General features: G+C 27.0%; 27 protein-coding genes and 1 pseudogene. 6 read left to right on the top strand and 22 right to left on the bottom strand.

Features of this window, described 5'->3' with window-relative positions; translation table 11 throughout:
- The 3 genes from JOC62_RS14930 to JOC62_RS19390 all read right to left on the bottom strand — a co-directional run.
- Positions 1 to 265, bottom strand: a 265-nt coding sequence (locus tag JOC62_RS14930; protein ID WP_204596079.1) for a hypothetical protein, incomplete at its 3' end; no start/stop codon positions are given.
- A gap of 282 nt (positions 266 to 547) precedes the next feature.
- Entirely contained in the window at positions 548 to 865 is a 318-nt protein-coding gene (locus JOC62_RS14925) for a hypothetical protein (RefSeq protein WP_204596078.1), read from the bottom strand.
- Positions 866 to 882: 17 nt separating this feature from the next.
- Positions 883 to 1,017: a hypothetical protein gene (locus tag JOC62_RS19390; RefSeq protein ID WP_279381523.1), complete on the bottom strand. Its 135-nt coding sequence runs from the start codon at positions 1,015 to 1,017 to the stop codon at positions 883 to 885.
- Positions 1,018 to 1,509: 492 nt separating this feature from the next.
- On the opposite strand from JOC62_RS19390, the gene JOC62_RS14920 reads away from it, so the two are divergent.
- Together JOC62_RS14920 and JOC62_RS14915 are read left to right on the top strand one after the other, a co-directional pair.
- Complete coding sequence (locus JOC62_RS14920; protein ID WP_204596077.1) at positions 1,510 to 1,977, top strand: CPBP family glutamic-type intramembrane protease; 468 nt, start codon at positions 1,510 to 1,512, stop codon at positions 1,975 to 1,977.
- Positions 1,978 to 2,015: 38 nt separating this feature from the next.
- Positions 2,016 to 2,465 carry a hypothetical protein gene (locus JOC62_RS14915; RefSeq protein WP_204596076.1) on the top strand — a complete coding sequence of 150 codons (450 nt, stop codon included), beginning with the start codon at positions 2,016 to 2,018 and terminating at the stop codon, positions 2,463 to 2,465.
- Positions 2,466 to 2,541: 76 nt separating this feature from the next.
- Here the strand turns inward: JOC62_RS14915 and JOC62_RS14910 are convergent, their stop codons facing one another.
- The 12 genes from JOC62_RS14910 to JOC62_RS14860 form a co-directional block, all read right to left on the bottom strand.
- On the bottom strand, positions 2,542 to 2,706 hold the full coding sequence (locus tag JOC62_RS14910) for a peptidoglycan-binding domain-containing protein (RefSeq protein WP_341534818.1): 165 nt from the start codon (positions 2,704 to 2,706) through the stop codon (positions 2,542 to 2,544).
- A 198-nt stretch (positions 2,707 to 2,904) separates the two neighbouring features.
- Complete coding sequence (locus JOC62_RS19385) at positions 2,905 to 3,036, bottom strand: hypothetical protein (protein WP_279381522.1); 132 nt, start codon at positions 3,034 to 3,036, stop codon at positions 2,905 to 2,907.
- A gap of 22 nt (positions 3,037 to 3,058) precedes the next feature.
- Positions 3,059 to 3,499: a GH25 family lysozyme gene (locus JOC62_RS14905; RefSeq protein ID WP_243425087.1), complete on the bottom strand. Its 441-nt coding sequence runs from the start codon at positions 3,497 to 3,499 to the stop codon at positions 3,059 to 3,061.
- 65 nt (positions 3,500 to 3,564) lie between these two features.
- Positions 3,565 to 3,642 carry a phage holin family protein gene (locus tag JOC62_RS19210; protein ID WP_341534817.1) on the bottom strand — a complete coding sequence of 26 codons (78 nt, stop codon included), beginning with the start codon at positions 3,640 to 3,642 and terminating at the stop codon, positions 3,565 to 3,567.
- Between the two features lie 234 nt (positions 3,643 to 3,876).
- Positions 3,877 to 4,023 carry a hypothetical protein gene (locus JOC62_RS19205; protein ID WP_243425086.1) on the bottom strand — a complete coding sequence of 49 codons (147 nt, stop codon included), beginning with the start codon at positions 4,021 to 4,023 and terminating at the stop codon, positions 3,877 to 3,879.
- Positions 4,024 to 4,330: 307 nt separating this feature from the next.
- On the bottom strand, positions 4,331 to 4,672 hold the full coding sequence (locus JOC62_RS14890) for an NUDIX domain-containing protein (protein WP_204596075.1): 342 nt from the start codon (positions 4,670 to 4,672) through the stop codon (positions 4,331 to 4,333).
- Between the two features lie 646 nt (positions 4,673 to 5,318).
- On the bottom strand, positions 5,319 to 5,942 hold the full coding sequence (locus tag JOC62_RS14885) for a rolling circle replication-associated protein (protein ID WP_204596074.1): 624 nt from the start codon (positions 5,940 to 5,942) through the stop codon (positions 5,319 to 5,321).
- Between the two features lie 179 nt (positions 5,943 to 6,121).
- Positions 6,122 to 6,400: a hypothetical protein gene (locus tag JOC62_RS14880; RefSeq protein ID WP_204596073.1), complete on the bottom strand. Its 279-nt coding sequence runs from the start codon at positions 6,398 to 6,400 to the stop codon at positions 6,122 to 6,124.
- 40 nt (positions 6,401 to 6,440) lie between these two features.
- Positions 6,441 to 6,638, bottom strand: coding sequence for a hypothetical protein (locus tag JOC62_RS14875; protein WP_204596072.1), 198 nt, complete (start codon positions 6,636 to 6,638; stop codon positions 6,441 to 6,443).
- 12 nt (positions 6,639 to 6,650) lie between these two features.
- The gene (locus tag JOC62_RS14870; RefSeq protein WP_204596071.1) at positions 6,651 to 6,830 is read right to left on the bottom strand and encodes a hypothetical protein; all 180 of its coding nucleotides are present in this window, start codon (positions 6,828 to 6,830) and stop codon (positions 6,651 to 6,653) included.
- Between the two features lie 114 nt (positions 6,831 to 6,944).
- Positions 6,945 to 7,103 (bottom strand): hypothetical protein, encoded by a 159-nt coding sequence (locus JOC62_RS14865; protein ID WP_204596070.1) that lies wholly within the window; start codon positions 7,101 to 7,103, stop codon positions 6,945 to 6,947.
- Between the two features lie 53 nt (positions 7,104 to 7,156).
- Positions 7,157 to 7,618: a transcriptional regulator gene (locus JOC62_RS14860; protein ID WP_243425085.1), complete on the bottom strand. Its 462-nt coding sequence runs from the start codon at positions 7,616 to 7,618 to the stop codon at positions 7,157 to 7,159.
- A gap of 229 nt (positions 7,619 to 7,847) precedes the next feature.
- Here JOC62_RS14860 and JOC62_RS14855 point away from each other — a divergent pair, with 229 nt between their 5' ends.
- The 3 genes from JOC62_RS14855 (at position 7,848) to JOC62_RS14845 (ending at position 10,470) form a co-directional block, all read left to right on the top strand.
- Complete coding sequence (locus JOC62_RS14855) at positions 7,848 to 8,084, top strand: DUF2513 domain-containing protein (protein ID WP_204596069.1); 237 nt, start codon at positions 7,848 to 7,850, stop codon at positions 8,082 to 8,084.
- 198 nt (positions 8,085 to 8,282) lie between these two features.
- The gene (locus JOC62_RS14850) at positions 8,283 to 8,780 is read left to right on the top strand and encodes an ImmA/IrrE family metallo-endopeptidase (RefSeq protein WP_204596068.1); all 498 of its coding nucleotides are present in this window, start codon (positions 8,283 to 8,285) and stop codon (positions 8,778 to 8,780) included.
- A complete protein-coding gene (locus tag JOC62_RS14845) occupies positions 8,761 to 10,470 on the top strand; it encodes a recombinase family protein (protein ID WP_204596067.1) in 1,710 nt (569 codons plus the stop codon). The genes JOC62_RS14850 and JOC62_RS14845 overlap by 20 nt, the downstream gene beginning before the upstream one ends.
- On the opposite strand, the pseudogene JOC62_RS14840 reads toward JOC62_RS14845, so the two are convergent.
- From JOC62_RS14840 to JOC62_RS14830, 3 genes and pseudogenes are all read right to left on the bottom strand, one after another.
- Positions 10,453 to 11,235: pseudogene (locus JOC62_RS14840) on the bottom strand (NAD(P)/FAD-dependent oxidoreductase); the annotation flags it as partial. The gene JOC62_RS14845 and the pseudogene JOC62_RS14840 overlap by 18 nt on opposite strands.
- Positions 11,236 to 11,582: 347 nt before the next feature.
- On the bottom strand, positions 11,583 to 12,089 hold the full coding sequence (locus tag JOC62_RS14835; protein ID WP_204596066.1) for a hypothetical protein: 507 nt from the start codon (positions 12,087 to 12,089) through the stop codon (positions 11,583 to 11,585).
- Positions 12,090 to 12,246: 157 nt separating this feature from the next.
- The gene (locus tag JOC62_RS14830; RefSeq protein ID WP_204596065.1) at positions 12,247 to 13,032 is read right to left on the bottom strand and encodes a PH domain-containing protein; all 786 of its coding nucleotides are present in this window, start codon (positions 13,030 to 13,032) and stop codon (positions 12,247 to 12,249) included.
- Between the two features lie 162 nt (positions 13,033 to 13,194).
- Here JOC62_RS14830 and JOC62_RS14825 point away from each other — a divergent pair, with 162 nt between their 5' ends.
- Positions 13,195 to 13,662 (top strand): hypothetical protein, encoded by a 468-nt coding sequence (locus JOC62_RS14825; RefSeq protein ID WP_204596064.1) that lies wholly within the window; start codon positions 13,195 to 13,197, stop codon positions 13,660 to 13,662.
- A 235-nt stretch (positions 13,663 to 13,897) separates the two neighbouring features.
- On the opposite strand, the gene JOC62_RS14820 is transcribed toward JOC62_RS14825, so the two are convergent.
- The 4 genes from JOC62_RS14820 to JOC62_RS14805 all read right to left on the bottom strand — a co-directional run bounded on the left by JOC62_RS14820 (position 13,898) and on the right by JOC62_RS14805 (position 20,399).
- On the bottom strand, positions 13,898 to 14,857 hold the full coding sequence (locus JOC62_RS14820) for a GH25 family lysozyme (RefSeq protein WP_204596063.1): 960 nt from the start codon (positions 14,855 to 14,857) through the stop codon (positions 13,898 to 13,900).
- 66 nt (positions 14,858 to 14,923) lie between these two features.
- Complete coding sequence (locus JOC62_RS14815; protein WP_204596062.1) at positions 14,924 to 15,415, bottom strand: coiled-coil domain-containing protein; 492 nt, start codon at positions 15,413 to 15,415, stop codon at positions 14,924 to 14,926.
- 18 nt (positions 15,416 to 15,433) lie between these two features.
- Positions 15,434 to 15,667, bottom strand: coding sequence for a hemolysin XhlA family protein (locus tag JOC62_RS14810; RefSeq protein ID WP_204596061.1), 234 nt, complete (start codon positions 15,665 to 15,667; stop codon positions 15,434 to 15,436).
- A gap of 52 nt (positions 15,668 to 15,719) precedes the next feature.
- Positions 15,720 to 20,399 carry a hypothetical protein gene (locus JOC62_RS14805; protein WP_204596060.1) on the bottom strand — a complete coding sequence of 1,560 codons (4,680 nt, stop codon included), beginning with the start codon at positions 20,397 to 20,399 and terminating at the stop codon, positions 15,720 to 15,722.
- Positions 20,400 to 20,403 lie beyond the last annotated feature (4 nt).

Raw genomic sequence — 20,403 nt, 5'->3', positions numbered from 1 at the left:
TATATACTATAGTTGTATAATCTAAATAAAATGTCCAACAAAAGAAAAAAGTGATTATTGAAAATAGTATAAGTTCTAAAACAAGTATATTTTTTATTTTACTGTATGATTCATTTATATAGCTTGTATCAGTTAAAAATTTCAAATTGACTTCATTTAAAAGAAAATATAAAAAATTACTATTATAATCATTTCTTATAAATTTATAAAAAGCAATAAAACATAACGAAAGTAAAAAAAATACAAAGAAAATTAAATATATCAAAATAAATCCTCCTAATTATTAAGCTGGTGTTATAGTTGCGGTAACATATAAAACACAATTAAGACATACGCCATTCCCCTTATCGACTTTACTCATTGCCCAACCTACTGCTCCTCCAAATAGTGATATTGGTCCAAGGAATTTAGCAGCTAAACCAACACCTTTTTTAGCTAAAAACTTTCCTAATGCTTCACCTGCACCAAAACCACTTGCTATTCCTGCAACAGAGAAGTAATCATTTAAATCATTAATAGCTCTTGAAGAAAAATAGACTTGTGCCCCTCACCATTTGTAATCAACATCAATGTAGCTACTTGTAGAATATAGCATTAAAAATCCATGTGTATTTTCGGTATTTTGATTTTCATAAACTGATACTTTAACAGAATCAGTTTTTTGTAATGTAAATAAATTTGGATTTTGGTTAGTATTTTTTGCTTGTTTAACTTTTTTTAATTCTGAATTCATTATGTTCAATTGATCTAAAACTATCTCTTTCTCTACTTTACTAAGTTTTTCTTTACCTTCAGAAGATAAAGAAAATTTGTAATCATTTAGTTTAATATAAGGTGACGCTTTCTTAATAAGCTCTTGATACATCTTATTTTTTTGATTACTTACTTTTGTACAGTCTCTTGATTAGAAGGCTGTATATTTGAAGCATTAGCTGTAAGAGTAGGAACAAAAATAGATGAACTAATCAAACAACATAAAGATATAGAACAAATTTGTAATGTGTTTTTTGATATCATTTTAAATCCCCCTTTAATTGTAAAATAGTTACATATAAATAATATCATTTATTGGTAGATCAATGTAGAAAAAATCATATATTTATATAACATTAACAAAATGTAGGCACTATTACTAGATATAATTATTTAAAGCAAGCTAAAAGTTTCTTTTTCTACTAATTTATTTAAAAATCCCATTACATTTCCTCCTTAGTTTATAACTATATTTTACCATCTCATATTTTTCTATTATGTAAACAGTTTATTAATAGAAAATACTATCTACAGTTAAACTAACTTCTATTAGATAATTAATTTTATTTATATGCAGTATCCGCATCTTTTACAAGTTGCTAAAACTCATTACATTAATATAATTGTATAATACTAAGTCTAAATGAAAAGAACTGTGAAGATTGAGGTTTTCGCAGTTCTTTTATTTTGTAAACAAAATATAAATGTAAGTTGTTATCAATTTATGTATAATTAGTTGGGTTGGGGGTGACTAATTTGAGCAAGTTTGAAACATTTAAAGATAGAATAAATGAATTATCTGATTTTAAATTTATTTTATTATCTGTGTTATTATGTGAGATATCAGATTCAATATTTATATTTATTTTTAATCTTTTTAATGTTACAGATTCTATGATAAGTGGACCAAATACTAATGAGTATTCTTTTTTATTTATTTTTTCTGACATTATAATCTTAGGTCCATTATTTGAAACAGGGCTTTTAATTTTAATGATAAGAATACTTAGGAAATTTATAAAGGATGATCTTTTAAATTGGTTAATGGTATCTTTAATTTTTGCAGGGCTACATAATTATAGTATTTATTATATTTTAATTATAGTTCCAACAGCATTTATTTTTAATTATGCTTATATATTTTATAAAAGCAAGAAATTATCTATTTATTGGGTAATGGCAATTATACATATATTGTGCAATTTAATAGCCTTTATATATTAATAAAATTTAACTACTAGAATATAGAAGGGAGGTGTTTTATGAAGTTTTTTATGAAGTTTTTTACTAAGAGAAAGTTTTTTGTTTTATTAGGTATTTTTATTATAATATTAGTTGCTTTATCAATTTATTATTATTCTAATTATCGATTCATTAAAAGTGACTTTGATGGGATAAGTACTTTATCTACTAAACCAATAATAGAAAATAGCAAAACCATTGGAAAATATAAAGTAGGATATTTTTATCCTAATAAAATTACTAAAGAAAGTTTATTAAAATTTTTCCAAAATGAATGTTATGTTAAAGGTAGTGCTTATGTTTTGTTAATTAATAAAGATGATAAAGAAAGGGGGATCTTTTTCCCAGGAATTTATGCAGGTTTTTCCTATGGGAAAATAACTTATTATGAGTATATTGAAAGTGTAGAGGGAATATGCTCAATTGATGCAGATAAAAACACTCTTACATATAGAGAAGAAAGTATTTAAAAAAAGAAAGTATTTGTACATATAATAAATGAAAAAGAGCTGTAAGGAAATTAATCTCTACAGCTCTTTTTAAAACTTATTTACTATATAAAGCTTTCCATGTATTCTTGCCAACTATTCCATCTATACTTAAACCTTTATTCCTCTGTAGATTTTTTATAGCTATAGTTGTTCTTTGTCCAAAACAACTATCGTTCCCTCCATTAGAACTTAAACTTGTATATCCTCTATTTAATAATATTTGTTGTATAAGTCTAGTAATATTACCTTTTGTACCTTCTCTTACAGTAATACAAGCATTTAATGTGCTTTGACCGAAATAGCCATTTACTTTTAATTCCGAATCAAATTGTCTATTTAATTCAGTTTGAAGATTTTTTACCTCTTGTCAACTTATACTTAATTCCCATAAATGTTTTTTATTTGATGCAGAAGGTTTTTAAACTGATTTTATCACAGAACTAATACATATTTCTTCTGTAAAGTTATTTAAATCTACTCTAGTTTTAACTCCTGGAGTTCTTCCATCTTCTGTGTATTGATGTCCCACAAACCTAAATCCATTTTCCATAGGCTTATTTACCCATAATGAGCTATCCAACCAGGATATTTTTTACTCTACTATATAAATTATCTCTTCCAAAATATCCACCTGTATAGATCATACAATCTAAACCACTTAATTCTTTAAATTTTTCTAAGAACTCTATACATCTATCTGAAATTTGTGTTTTACTTCTTCCTAATTTATTAGTTTCAATATCTAAGCAAGGTAATACATTGAATTTCTTATCTTTTATAGCATTCCAAAAATCAATAGCCTGTTGAGTTGGAGAAGTTTTTTCACTCATGAAATGATAAAAACCTATATTTAAACTTGCCGTATTTGCTCCTTTATAATGCTGTTCAAATAGTGTATCTATATATTGCACTCCTTCAGTAGCCTTTATAATGACTACATCTATTCCATCTTGTTTAACCTTACTAAAGTCCACTGTTCCATTATGCATTGATATATCTATTCCTTTTAACATTTAACCTTGTAAGATTGTAATCATTTCTATATTATTTTGTATTGTACAAGAAAATATAGTCCCTGCTAACTTAAGATATATGGAATACTCCAATCTTTAACCTTAGGTGTCATTTTTAAGTAGCTACCTATAACGTAAAGTATTGTTACTACTATAACAAATGTTTCTAATAACCTTCTCTCTTAAATTCTTCCTACAATACTCTTGACTATATTTAAGTACAAATGCTATCTGATTCCAACTCAATGTTCTTTTATTTATATACCTTAGTTCTACTAGCTTTCTTTCCTCATCTTTTAAACCTGTACCGTATTATCTATCCTGCGCTTTAAAGTTACTTTATTATTTAAATCTATCTTATTAGCTTTTAATAATATTTAATTCTCTACACTACTATTAAACTTATTAGTTGCCTGTGTTCTTTCTTCATATGCTATAAATCTACACCCTTTATAAGTTTCTTCTATATCTTTAATTTCTAACTTTAATAATTCTATTCTTGAAGCTAAATGCATGGTAATCATATAATATCGTTTCTGTTTTCCTAAATAAATTTTTATCTATCATAACTCCTCCTATATAAAATAAAATGGCTAGGTGTACTATACTATATATTGAATGTGATTGGGGTACATCACATCTTTTCATATTTAAAATTCTTACCTAGACAGAATATAACTTAATTTAAACTTCACTTTATCTGCCTATTGCGAACTAAAAAATACCGTATATTCATAATTGAATAATACGGTATCTCACTACTATAATATATTAAAGTTTGCTCTTTTAATCTCCCTTACAAATTGGAAGTTATCAGGCTTTGTAGTATGCTCATTTTGTTGATTGCCACTTTCGCTCTGCAATAGAAAAACAATCCCTTAGTATTGGATAAGTTAATTGATCTGGCAAACAATCGAAAAATCCTATTTTCCCCATCTCACTGTAATTTGGCAAATCACATATATTCTGTACAATTGCAAAATACACTTGTCCATTTCCTTTGAAATGCCAACCATTCTGTATACCGTTTATATAATAATCACATAATGGTTCAATAATAAATTCAACAGCTCCGGTTTCTTCATAGAGTTCTCTTTTTGCAGCCTCGAACGTTGTTTCACCAAGTTCAATATGACCACTAGGATGTTCCCATGTATCTCTTTCTTTATGCATACAAAATATTATATATTACCATTATATCAGCTGAAAAGTAATCCCCAAGTGTATTAAACGGATAAATTTTAATTTCTATTATACTCACCTCCAAACCTAATACAACTAATCTTCTCAAAAAATTCTTATTTATCGAGCTGTTTATCAATCAACTGGCTCGTATAATAATGGAATTATGAGGTTAATTATAACATATTTTGTAAATACCGTACTATTCATTTTTCAAAGAACAATTTTTCTTAACTAATTCGCTTAATCCTCATATTACGAACTATCTTATTATTTTGACCAATTATAGCTATGACATTCCGTAGCATTAACCATCGCTTTCGCCATAGTTGCTAAAGCTCTTTTTCCATATTATCTAAATATTCTTTTTTATAATTTAATCTTATATTTATCATTTACGAGTATATTATATAAGAATATGAATTACCATTGTCTTAGTTTTCTTCCATCATTGCACCTTCTGTACATTCCTTTTAAATGATCTTCTTCATATTGATTAATATCTCTAATTTTTTTTCATTCTCTTTTCTTGAAGTTTTCTATATGTTAATCTTCCTAATTCCTTAGCTCCATATACTTTTAACAAATCCACCTCTTCACCTTCTTTCCTAACCATAAATATTTACTTTTAGATTTATCAATTTGTAAACTTCTGCATCTTTATATATAAATAAGTACCTGCAGTAATATCATTTATGTAAGCTTTATAATCTCTGAAACTATAATTTTTATATAAACTTTCAAAAGCTTGTCTATCACCCTGACATTTTGAAAGTTCATCTACTTTTCTTTTGCTATACTTAAAGTCATTAACTTTTACTATTGGTTGCTTTAAATTTCTTGATTGAGTCCATCTCTTCTGACCCTTAGTATCTTTAGAAATATATCTAGCTAAACCTTCATATCCAAATTCATCTACTTTTAATCTATCTGCATTTGCTCTCCCCTTCTTCCATAACTCTTCTACTTTATCTCTATCAATATTCCCTGACATAACAATATGATGATGTAATCTTATTGCCTTCTTTCCTTCTTTCTGTTCTCTATATTCAATTACTGCAATATATTTAAAATCAGGTAACTTATTTCTTTCTACATAACGCTTAACTCTTCTTAAGAAGTTAACTACATCTTTTCTTGCTTCTCCTTCACTTTGTGGTAAATTCTTATTATCATAAGTTAATGTTACTGATAGATCCCTATCTGTGAAATTAGTATTAAGTAATCTAATTAAATGCTTCTTAGAATTCTTATCATTCAAATTCTTTTGTTTATGTAAACTTTCTTTTTCTTTTCTCTCTATATGGCATATATAACCCCTCCAACTTTTATAATTAGTATTAATATAGTTGTTAAGATAATACCTACTTCGTTTTAAAATAGTTTATAGACGCATAACTAATTATTTATTATGTATCCATAAACTATTTAAATTTCTATTTATATATCTCTAATGTCTAAATCAGTTCCTAATGGTATAATATCTAAAAAAGTAATTTCATCATGATCATTTTGCATACTTTGGTCGGTTGCAAAATGATCTTTTTCTTTATACTCGTTATACATACTTTTTACTTTATCTAAAGCATATTGAAAATCATTTGTTTCAAAATATATAATGACTATTTCATCTATATATTGTTCTATTTCCCTAAGCATTCTCACCTTTTCTTTTAGTTTTTCACTTTTCCCTATAAAGCTAACTCCTAATGCTCTCATAATACTTCTCCTAACCTACAGCTCCTTTTAATTTAAAATATTACTTCTGACATTTTCTATATATCTCTTCATCTTCTAAACAAGCTATATGTAATGTATAAAGATCATAATTTAAATCTAAGTTTTCTAATATAGCTATAAAGAATTCTGAAGCTTCTTCTTTAACCTGAAATTCTGCAAAATTTTCACTATGTTCTAATAGCTCTAATGCCTTTTTTCTAATCTCTTTTAAATCCATCTTTCGCTCCTCCTAAATTAAATTTGATACTAGGATTATACTTATCAAACTAAAAACACTTAACACTCCATAAATAACTCTTCTCTTACTACTTTTAGCATAATTAAATTCATACATTCCTAATGCTGTACTAAATGTCAATCCAGCCATAAATAAAATACTTAAAACAATTCTTCCGTTATAAATCAACATTATTATCTCTCCTTAAATTAAATATTGTTTATACAAATTAATGATCTATTTATCCTTCACTTAAATATAATTATGTTAATATAAATCCCCTTGTGGATTGCTCCACATTTATACTTAATTTTCTAATCTTTTCTCGAGTTCATCAGCTATTCTCATACTCATTTCTGGACCATACTTTTTACGAATTATTTCTCCTAATACTTGTCCCATTTTTTCTTCAAGTAATTTCATATCTTTTGGAAAATTTAATTCAACTTCAAGTTCTCTTGCCATAACCTCACTCTCCCTTAAAATTAATTTATGAATAAGAATTGATTTTGCTACAGTTATTTTGATAGATACTTTTCAGCTAAAATTTTTAGTTCTGAAGCTCTCTTTTCTAACTTAGTAAAGAAATTTATTATTGTTTTAAGTTCTTCTTGCTCTAACTCATAAATAATTCCATCTTCCACTATCTTTAATAAAGTTCTTTGTATCTCCTTACTATTCTCTAAATCATTTGTTGTTGATATAGCAAATCTATAAAGGTTGTCTATATTCTCTGAATCTATTGGTTGAGTAATTCTTTTTCCTATAAGACATTCATTACAACAATAGTTATTTAATAGTTCAGGTGCATTATAGGTATCGGCCATAATAACAACTTTATCTACTAGAACAACTTTGCATAAATCTAATTCGTAATCAGTTAATGAACCTTTAGATACTCCTAAGCATTCTGCTGCTCCTTCTCTACTTGTGAATTGTGGATTATAATTAGCAGCTTTTTTCCTTGCAATACAATACACATTTTGTGCTGCTTTTGTTGGTTATTTTGCCATTAAATTTTCCTCCAATCGTAATTAATTTATTTTATTATTCCATTAGTCTTATAATTTAAATATCAGTTCTGACAAGCTGAAATTTAAATAGAAAGGATTGACTTTCATGAGATTAAATCATGATTGTATAAGAAATATTCTTCTATATATAGAGGCTAATACTGATGATGATATATCATGTATTTAATCTGATACATTGCTAGAAGCCCTATCAAAATATGATAAAAATACTCTTTTTTATCATATTAGAAGAATGAATACAGCAAACTTATTTGATTCAGTTTATTATGCTGATGATGAACCACAATTAATTTCAAATTTATCATGGACTGGTCATAATTATATTGATAATATCCGTGATGATAAGATATGGTCTAAAACTAAAGCTGCTACAAGTAAGATTCATCAGCTGAATTTACAACTACTATGTTAGCTGAACAATATAGAGACTCTTTAGAACTTGAACAATCTAACTAATTCAACTATCCTTTTTAAAAATTAAATTTTCACTTAGATATAAAAAATAGATTATAAAAAATATATAATCTATTTTTTATAATCTCCAAAGAACGTATGTTCGTATTTTATATTGTAATTATCCTATAAATATAATTTATGGAGTGATTAACTAATGAAAAGCATAACTAATATATATAATTTAATAGAAGAAGAAAATATAATACTTGAAGAAGTTGCCTTCAAACAAAGTAATATTGAAGGTATTTATTTTAAAGTGCCAGGGCTCTCCCCTACTATAGGCATTCATAAGAGTATAGTATCTGACACTAAAAAATACATATCTATTTTAGCTGAAGAATTAGGTCATCATTTTACTTCTATTGGAGATCTATCCGCTGAATGTGTTACATATACTCAAAAAGTTAATAGGAGTAAACAAGAAAAAAGAGCTCGAATATGGGCAGCCAACTTTTTAATATCTGATGCTGAAATAGTTGGAGCCTTAACCCATAATATAAACTCTTTATATGTATTATCAGACCATTTTAATGTTACTGAAGAAATAATAAAATATAAGTTACTATCAATATATCTTAAAGAAGATAAATATAATAGTACAAGACTTACTATTATGAATAAGGAGGTAGCTTATGATTGTTGCAATTTATAGTAGAAAATCAAAATTTACTGGTAAAGGTGATTCTATAGAAAATCAAATAGAGATGTGTAAGGACCATATTAAAACTTACATATCAAAAGATGCTGAATTCATTATATATGAAGATGAAGGATTTAGCGGCGGAAATATGAATAGGCCTCAATTCAAAAATTTAATGAATGATATAAAACATAAAAAAATAAATTTACTAATTTGTTATAGATTAGATAGAATTAGTAGAAATGTTTCTGACTTCTCTTCTGTCCTAGATACTCTACAAGAATATAAAGTTGATTTTATATCAATAAAAGAACAATTCGATACATCCTCTCCAATGGGAAGAGCTATGATATATATAGCTTCAGTATTCTCTCAGCTAGAAAGAGAAACTATTGCAGAACGTGTTAAAGATAATATGCTTGAAATGGCTAAAAATGGCAAATGGACAGGTGGTAGGGTTCCTCTAGGATTTAGATCTAATAAAACTACTACACTAGATTCAGAAGGAAAGAAAAGACAACAAGTAACTTTAGTACATGATGAAAAAGAAATTGAGTTTGTAAAATTTCTTTATGAGAAATATCTAGAATTAGGCAGTCTTCATAAGCTTGAAGTATATACCCATGAAAATAATATACGCTCACATAGTGGAAAGTTATTTGAAAAAAGCACATTAAAAATAATATTACAGAACCCTATATATGTTAAAGCAAATGCTTCTGTTATTGAATACTTAAATAGTACAAACTGGACAGTATATGGAGCAGCTGATAATGTACATTCACTATTAACTTACAATAAAACTGAAACCATTAGTAGAAATGGTAAAATAACAAAAGCTACTAAAGAATTATCTGAAAGACTTGCTGCATTAAGCTCAATAAAAGGATATATTGAACCGGACTTATGGCTAAAAGTTCAAATGCAGCTTGATAATAATAGAGATACATTTCCTAGGCTTGGTAAAACTCATAATGCTTTACTTATTGGTAAATTGTATTGTGGTAAATGTGGAAGTCGTATGTTAATACAACATGGTAGAGTATCAAAGAAAACAGGTGAAAGGTTATTTTATTATGTATGCTCTTTAAAGAGAACATCTAGAAAAACATTATGTGATAATCATAATGTAAATTTATCTAAAATAGAATCTGCAGTTTTAAAAGCACTTAAAGATTTAACTTTTGATAAGAAATCGTTTTTAGATAATGTACGTATAGAGTATAAAAAATCATCTGATAAATCAATAGAGTTATTAACTTTAAATAGATCCTTAGAAGATAAGAAACAACAAATCGATATTCTAGTCGATAAGTTATCACATGATGATGAAAATTTATTAACTGATATATTATTTGATAAAATTACTTTATTAAAGAATGAATGTATTGATATTGAAACAAAAATAGAAAATCTAAGAAAAGAAAAGGTTAAACTTGAAAATCAAGCATTGGAATTTTCTCTAATAGAAACTTTGCTTAATAAATGTGCTTTTATAGATAAACTTTCACATGAAGAACAAAAGCAAATAATAAACGCTTTAATAGATAGTATATACTACTACCCTAATGATGATGGTGGAGAAAAAATAAAGATTAACTTCATAGGATCTATTGAAGAAGTTAATCCAATGATTTTAAGTGACGATAAAAGGCAACTTGATAAGTTGTCTTTTTATTCACACTGCATGCCCAGTGTCTAAAAGTATAATATTCTCTGCAAATTCTTTTAAAGCATATTGCTGGCAAACCTTACTATTTAATTTATCATAATTTATATCTTCTTGAGGTACTTTTAATATAACTACACCTATCTTATCTAATTGATTTCTTATATCTTCCGATAAACTTTCTTTAGCTAACTTGCAAGATCCTGAAAAAGCTCCTAATTCATCTCCATTTCTTTCTCCTTGAATATCACAAACATTACATCTTTCACTCACACTAATCCTTGGGCCAAAGGCTGGACATCTTAATACGCACATAGAACATCCATTACCATATCTTAGACAATTTCCCATAGGCCCTGTCGAACCTGTTGTCTCTACAAATACATCACCTTTAATATAAGTATCATCTGCTAATATTATTCCTTTAATTTTTCCATCATCAAAATCTACATCTTTAACGCGTGTTTCAGTAAATATTTCTATTCCCATGTCTTCTACATATTCTCTTACAGCGCCTTCAATTACATTAACATCATAAAGGCTTGCATGTTTATGGCCTGGAAAATCTATATTTCTATGTCTTGAATATTTATCAGTTAAATTTATTAAATCACCGGCACCTAAAGCTATTAGTTCTTCTGAAGCTGTATATCGTCCGTTATTTCTCATAATTCCACCAACATTTCCAAGTCCAAGTAGGAGATCAGTTTTTTCAAATACAATAACCTCTGCACCTGCTTTTTTTGCAGTTATAGCTGCTGCAACTGCATGACAATTAAAATTACATATATTAATTATATTCTTAATAAATTAATATTAATATACTTGAATAATATAATTTACTTTGGCAATAATTAAAATACAAATGCATTAAAAATACCATTTAATCTCACTAAATAAAAAAGGTTAGAATTTATTCTAGTCTTTTTTATTAGTATATCAACTTTTACAAATTGTAAATTTCTATTTTAAAGGACTTTTTCAGTTTTCTGACATCTAATCTATTCTCTTTTATTATGTTAATCTTTTAATTCATGTCCAAGACCCATTATAGCTAAAACAGCTTGATTTAATACTCGCTCGCCGTCTTCATAACTGATGTTAGGATGATACGTGCATTTTATTATTATATTGCAAATATAAATTTAAAATAGATTATTAGATATATCTTCTTCAGAAATATTATATTGTAGAAATTTTATAAATGTTTTTATATTATTTATTGCATCTCCTTTTATATCTTTTCCTTCAAGTTCTAATATTTTTCCATCTTTAATTTTTATATTGATATTTACATCTAATAAAGATATATGCTTTCCATTTGTGGCACTTAAAGCTCCTACTACGCTTCCTAATCCACCAGCTACCATTCCCCCTACTATTGCTCTTCCAACCACACTTTTCCCTTTAGAAGTTTCTTTATCAATTACTGATACTTCTATATCTTCTATATCTTCATATTTTAAAGTGATAAAAGGTTTAAACTTCATAGGTTTCAAAATGCCTATACCTTCTTTATTTAACTCAAATCTATATAACCCTTGAGTCGCACCTTTTACAACAAAAAGAGAGATTATATTAGTTTGATTAGTTGTAAGTATCTTTTTAACTTTTTTATTTTCTTTTTTAATTAATTTATCTAAAATACCCATTATAAAACCTCCATAATAAATGTCATATATATTTTATCATGTATTATATTTCTATTATGTAAACAGTTTATTAATAGAAATATAAGGCAACACCTCCTAGATTAAGTATTGCCAAGCTAAAACTGTTTATTCAGTTCTTCTAACTATTTAATTTATATTATATTTTCCACTTATGACCACAATTCAAGCACTTAACATATCCTTTTTTGCTTGTCATTCCTCCAACGGCTGCCCCCACTGGGCCCATTATAAAACCTCCTGCTACAGCTCTACCAACACTTAATTTCTTATTTTGATATGTTAATGAAGTACTCTTACACTTAGGGCAATATGGTACATGCTCTCTTTTTAATTGTTTCAATCTATCTTTTTGATACTGTTTTTCCTCTTGTCTTTTAGATAATTTTGGCTCTACTTTTATCTCTATATCTCTTTTTGAAGTTACTTCCGGATTAGAATCCATTATCTTTTTAAATTCTTTTTGTTTTTCTTTTTCTAGTTCATTCTTTTTATTTATTTCATCTTCTTTTTTTGAAATATATTCTTTTTTGATATACTTTAAAAATGTATTTAAAAAGATATTACTTATATTTTCAATTAATATATTTTCGTTATCTAACTCCATGTCTACTTTACTCATAACCATACCTTTTTTTACAATTACTTTATCTAAATCATCTAGAAAAAATATTTTTTTCTCTATTTCTTTATTAATTTTTTTTCTTATAAAAATCATTCTAAAATTTGTTATTGATATTATCCATCTTCTGTTAAAAGAAAATCCAGATATAATTAAATTACAAGTTTCTTCTTCATTTAAAAGATTTCTTAATTCTTTTATCTCCTCTTTATCACTATCTATAGAATATTCTCCTAACTTAGAGTTATCTTTATTAATTTGTTTTTCTTTTTGTTCTGCCATTTTATCAAATAAAAATCCCATTGTATCTCCTCCTTAGTTATATAAGAATATTTTACCATGGTATATATTTCTATTATGTAAACAGTTTATTAATAGACTAATATTTAACAAATTGGTAATTGTATCTTTGTTTATTATAAAATACCATTATAATTACACTAGGCGAAAGAAAAGAGGAATTTTATGAAAATAACTTCAAAGAAAAAATTTTTTTTAATATCATGTATCACTATCTTAACAATAGGTGCTATTTCAATTTATTATTATTCTAATTATAAATTCATTAAAAGTGACTTTAATGGGATAAGTACTTTATCTACTAAACCAATAATAGAAAATAATAAAACCATTGGCGAATATAAAGTAGGATATTTTTATCCTAATAAAATTACTAAAGAAAGTTTATTAAAGTTTTATAATAACGAATGTTGTTCTAAAGGTATTGCTTATGTTTTGTTAATTAATGAAGATGATAAAGAAAAGGGAATCTTTTTCCCAGGAATTTATGCAGGTTTTTTCTATGGGAAAATAACGCCTGATGAATATATTGAAAGTGTAGATGGAATAGCTTCAATTGATCCAGATAAAAATGATCTAACATATAAGGAAGAACATATCGGTCCATATAATAAAACAAATTCTAACAAATAATTTTTTTCAATTAGTTACATAAATAATTTTAAAAAAGCTGTAAGGACATTAATCTTTACTGCTCTTTATATTTATATAAATTTTATTTGAATATAAAAAATAAGTTAAGACAATAATTAAAATGAATCTATTAATGTGGGTCATCCACAAACTTTTTTGATATTAATAATAAAAAAGGACCAGTAAGTGAAAATTCTTACTGGTCCTTTTTGTTCTCGTTTGAAACTATATCAAATTATTTGCTATACAATGCTTTCCATGTATTTCTTCCAACTATTCCATCTACACCTAATCCCTTATTTCTTTGTAGATTTTTTATAGCTATAGTTGTACCGCTACCAAAGCAACCATCTGCCCCACCATGTTGTAATAATGAAGTATATCCTCTGTTTAATAATCTTTGCTGTATAAGTCTAGTTATGTTTCCTCTTGCTCCCTCTCCTACAGTAATACAAGCATTTAATGTACTTTCACCAAAATACCCATCTACTTTTAACCCTGAATCAAATTGTCTATTTAATTCAGTTTGAAGCTCTCTAACTTCTTCTCCACTTATGCTTAATTCCCATAATTCTTTTTTATTTGATGTAGAAGGTTTTTGAACTGGTTTTGTCACAGAGTTAATAAATATTTCTTCTGTAAAGTTATTTAAATCAACTTTGCCTTTAACTCCTTCAGTTACTCCATCTTCTGTATATTGATGTCCTATCACTTTAAAGCCATTTTCCATTGGTTTAGTTACTCCATAATGAGCTATCCAACCAGGATATTTTTTAACCCTACTATCTAAATTATCTCTTCCAAAATATCCACCTGTATAGATCATACAATCAACGTTACTTAATTCTTTAAATTTTTTCAAAAACTCTATACATCTATCTGAAATTTGTGTTCTACTTCTTCCTAGCTTATTTGTTTCAATATCTAAGCAAGGTAATACATTGAATTTTTTATCTTTTATAGCTTTCCAAAAGTCAATAGCCTGTTGAGTTGGTGAAGTTTTCTCACTCATAAAGTGATAAAATCCAATTCCTAATCCTGTATTTTTAACTCCATTATAGTGTTCTTGAAATAGTGGGTCTATATATTCTACTCCTTCAGTAGCTTTTATAATGACTACGTCTATTCCACCTTGTTTAACCTTATTAAAGTTCACTGTTCCATTATGCATTGATATATCTATTCCTTTTAACATTTTACATCTCTCCTTTATTATTAAAAACTATTTAAAATATATTTTTGTAAACTAAAAGAGCAAAGATTATTGTCCTTGCTCTTGTGGTACATAGCTAGATATTGCATTTAATTTATTTTTTAATTCTGTATTTTTATTTTCAAGTTCTATGTTTTTATTTACTAATTCTTTTGCTTGCTCCTTTAGATTTTCCTCATTTAACAATGCTTTTCCTTTGTTTATTTCTCCTGCTAAAGCTTGTCTTAATTGCTTAACTTCATCTTCTGTTAAATATGGTATTTTTTCTAATAGTAATTTATCAAACATATCAGATTTAGATTTAACTAACTCTTTAATATTATCTGTAATTCTATATTTTTCTTCTACTATGTTCCATACTTGCTTAGCAGTTTCTATTTCTTCTACGTGTTTATCAAGTTGTAACCTTTGCTCTACAACATCTTTTTTCTTTGCTATATACTCTATTGATACATCTCCAACACTTTTTATAATAGCTACTAGAATCCCTACAACTCCTATAGATACAGCACTTAATATTGGGTCTAATATTTTATCCATGTTAATTCCTTCTTTCTTTTATTTAAATAAATGATTTTGTATTGCATAAAAAAAGAAAGCTACAAAGCTTCCTCCAAACAATCCTAATGCCCATTTTAATGTTCCTGTAAGGCTTTCTATACTCTTACATAAGTTTTGTATTTGCACTTTAAATTCGGCTTGATTTTGTTCTAATTGATCTAATCTTTTTGCATGATCATTTAATCTTGTATCATGTACATCTAAAATATGATTATTTAACTCTTCATTCATCCATTGGTCCTCACCTTCCTAATTTAAATTTATATAATAAAAAAGACTAGAATTAACTAGCCTTTTCCATTACTTCTAACCTATCTCTTTCATATCCTTTTTGTTTTGCTGTTATGGTCCAGTCAAATAATGTACTTGGTGTTCCCCTAACTTTAAAGTATTTCTCTGTTTTTTCTACTACTCTTACATATGTTAACTTACCATTACTAGCAAATTCACCTATAGGAGTTACATCAATTTTATATTTATATCTTGTATTTACAGTTGATAAAAATTTATTATCAAACCAAATAATGCAATCTCCATTATTATCTGTTCTATTCTGCTCTATACCTATATCTGTAAACCAACATTCTGTAGATTCTACCGCATTTAGTTTTAAATCTCCATATATAGTACCTACTATTCTATTTTTCGAACCTGTAACAGACAAATCTCCCTGCACTCTCATGTTTACTCCACTTTTTGTGTATATATTCCGAGAACCATCGTCTAGCCAAAAAAGCGAATGTCCATCATTGCCTACAAAATTAAACCCCCCTGGGAAAAATTCAGCATAATAAAAGTTTTGATTCCATTTACCAAACGCTGTCCTATCCGATCCTAAAAGTGCTGTAGGTTTTCTGGTATCCGTATCTATGATTTGAACCCCATGTTTTGCATTTATATAAAACTCGTTATTAACATTTTCAAAAAAGCTATTTGCTTTATTACCATTAAGAAATACTCGATTACCATTTAAAGAAATCTCTTCATAAAAAGTTATTGGGCATACATGACCAATAACTTTATACTTATCAAATTCTATATACGAACGATATGTGTCTTCTTCTGCTGACTTATAAACTACAGTAAATACAGCATTTTTTTCATGCCCTATAGCTAAACCTGTTTTTTTGGCATCTGAATTAATCCTTACAGAATAAATTGTCCCAACATTATCTTTTCTTTCACTACCTTCCCAATCGTAAAAATCTATTGAATTCTTTTGGATCTCTATTGCTTTTAATCCTGTAACATTAGAAAAAGTTGTTACTCCATTAAGTTCTATTTTACTAGCATTAATTTTTACACTTTCTGATGATTGATTGATTTCAGATATTATAGAACCTTTATCAGTCTTTTTATTTACTTCTAGCTTAATACCATTTAATCCTATATTTAAGCTACTTAACTGACTTTGCATAGAGCTTACTGTACTTCCATCTGCTTTAGTATTTAATATACTTTGTACAGAGCTTACTGTTGCATTTATATTATTTGTTTTTTGTGTAAAAGTACTTTCTACTGTTTTTATTTTTTCTGTTACTGTTGTTATATTATCTTTAATTTCTTTATTAACATCTTCAGGCGCTGGTGTCCAATCAGTAGGTTTTGTTCCTTTTTCTAATTTAGCCCATTCTAAAGTAACTTTTCCTACCCTACTTCCCCCACTTGGGAACATATATGCTGCAAATTTATAGATTCCAGTTTTCTTAGGTATAAAAGTTATATAGCTTTCAGAATTTACCGCAACAGAATTTACAGCTGTACTTGTAGACCCATAACTCCATGTATCTTCATATATATAACATCTTAATTCTTTTCCATCATTTTTTGCTTGTTGATTTATATGACCTCTTATTGATAAACAATATGTTTCACCTTCTTGCAAATTAACTGTTAACACTCTTCCAAATGCACCATAATCAGACGTATCTGCATTTATATAAGAGTTAGGTATTAAATTTCTTCCACCAAATTTTATATTATTTACTGTTCTATCTATATCACTTTGAGAAACTTTAGTAGATATTTGACCCTTTAAAATATTTATACTGCTTTCTGCATTGCTAACTCTTGTATTTACTGTTGTTATTTGAGTATTAGTATAAGTCTTTGCATTATTTAAAGCTTCATTTGATTTACTTATGGCTACATTATCAGCATGTGAATTAGCACTTGAAATAGCTTCATTCTTTTTAATATCAGCATAACTCTTAGAACTATTAATAGCATCTGTTTTAGCGGTATTTATTTTATTAGTTAAGTTATTAGTAGCATTAGTTAAATTAGTTGTTATTGTTTGAGTTGTACTATTTACACTAGCTTGTAAACTATCTTTTGCTTGTGTAAATTTAGTAGATACATCATTGATTTTGTCTGTAACTACTTTAGCACTATCTATAATAGCTTGATTTAAATCTTCAGGAGCTTCGGTATAATCTGTAGGTTTAGTTCCTTTTTCAATTTTAATATGAGCCAAATACATTATTTTTATTCCATTACTATAAAAATAAAGCCTTTGTCCATTATTTCCATCAAATAGTGCTTTTTGAGTAAAGCTAAAATACTGCCATTTAGATGTTAATTTAAAGGTCTTGCAATTAGTTATAGGGGTTTTTACACTTCCATCAGTTAAATAAGCACCTTCAAAAGAACTGTCAATATCTGATTTAGCCCAGAATGATATTGTTATATCATCATTCTTTTTTATATCTTTTGTATTTACTGTTCCTGTAAACCTAAGTCTATTTGATTTTAATACATTTCCAAAAACATCGTCTTTAATAATTATAAAAGTATTACCATCGGCTTCTGGAGTCCAATATTCAAATCCTTTCTTAAAACCAGTATCTATCCCTAAATTTCTTCCACCAAACTTAATATTTGAAATACTTTTATCAATATCAGTTTGTCCTACCTTACTACTTATATGATCTTTAAGTATGTTAATCTCTGATGTAGCTTTACTTAAATTACTATTAGTTGTTGTTATTTGAGCTGTAGTAAATTCTTTAGCACTATTTAAAGCATTATTGATATTACTGTTTATAGTAGATGTAGCCTGTGTAAATGTCTGATTATCTACTTTTAATTTAATAGAATTATCCAATGCTTGTATTGAAGCCTTTTGAGTTGATAATTCCTTACCATGCTCTGTAATAGTATTTTTCTGTGTAGATAATTCTACATCTAAAGTTCTATCCCCTACAGTAACCTTAGTACCTTTAATAGTTTCTGTACCATTATTAACTTCTCTTATAACACTATTTATATCTAACTTATTTCCAGCTATATTAGCATTATCAGATACTTTATTATTATCTATAGCACCATTTGTAATACCAGCATTATGAACACCTTCACTGTCAAACATTACTGTTTTCCCATCTGTACTTCTTATAAGTAGACCATAATCTGTTGTATTATCTTGCTTTCTATATTCTCCTAAAACAACTCTAGTAATATTATCTCTATTAACTAATAATTGATTACCTACAATTTGAATAGATCCATTAGCACTAATTATTCTAAATTTACTTGTACTTATATCTCCAGCTTCTAATTTATTTACACTTAAAGAACTAATCTGAGATGATCCAATAGCGTTTTCAGCTATTATTGCACTACCTGCAACTATAGAATTAGCTTTAAAATTCTTTGCTGTAAGATTGCCAGCGAGCTGATTTTCTACACTAAGCGTTTTACCTTCTAAAATTCCAACCCTTTCTACTGCTACATTAAGCTCATTTACATCTGCCTTTCCAATAAGAGCATGAGTTAATTTAGATTCTAAAGCTGTTAAATCTTTAGTCTTTATGGTTTTTATATCTGCTCTAATACCTGTTAAATCTTCAGTATATAAAATTTGTATCTTACCATTTAAAGCATTTAACTCATTTATATCTGCTTTATCAATTAATGCTTTCTTTATAGTAGCCTGTTCTATAGCATAGTTTTCCATAGCCTGTGTTATAGAACCTTTTCTATCAAACTTACTTTCAGCCTTTGTTTTTCCTGTTGCTTTTATTTCGCTTGATATTGATCCCTTATAAGTCAGTTTATGCTCCATTATTAATGTATTATAAACTTTACCGTCTAAATCGACTATAGTGACTCTGTCACCTGCTTGTACTGCTAGATTGCCTTGCCACTTTAAACTATAAGGCATATAAGAAAAACCTTTATACTTAGTATAAAGATCATTTAAAATATCCTCAGTAATTACTGGATTATCAATTTGTATTTTTCTTCCTATATCTATGCCTTTACTAAATGTTTTTTCTCCTCTTTTAGCTGTTATCTTTTCTATGGTATACTCTTTGTCATTATTCTCAAAAGTAAAGAATATATCTGGAGTTATTTTTAAGCCTTCATCTTTATAAGTACTTATTTCTAACTCACCAATTCTATTAAATTTAGCAAAACAACCACAAAGGGTTGCTATAATTCCTATAGCTTGTCTTAAACTATATCCTTTTATTTCTTCTATAGAATAATTAGGTAAAGTAGAATTACAAGTTATTTTAGCTTTGGAACATATCTCTTTTAATACAGCATTAATATTAGCTGGATAACTTAAATCAGAAAAATAAACTTCTTCTAGCTTAACCATATTATCCACACATTCTAATTTAACTTTTTTATTTTTCTTTGTTACATTAGAAACTGTAAAAATTCCTAGTGGAATGTATTCTATAGTTTGCTCTAACTTCAATCCTATATATGGTTTAACAATAGCATTATCAAATAATTCATACTCATCTAAATTTATTAAATTGATACTAAAGGTATTAGAAACAACAGAGCCTAGTGAAAAGTTATCTCCTGGATTAACACTTTCCTCTAAGCTCATATCTATTATTAAATCATCGTTATATGTTTTATCTCTTATTAATACTTTACTTACAAAACTTCTTCCACCAAGTTTATTTATTTCTTTTTTATATTCATCTGATACCTTAAACAAATAT

This window comes from Clostridium sardiniense (assembly GCF_016907995.1).
GTDB lineage: Bacteria > Bacillota > Clostridia > Clostridiales > Clostridiaceae > Clostridium > Clostridium sardiniense.
Note: the sequence above shows the minus strand (reverse complement) of the source record. Positions and strands in the feature narration are given on the sequence as shown.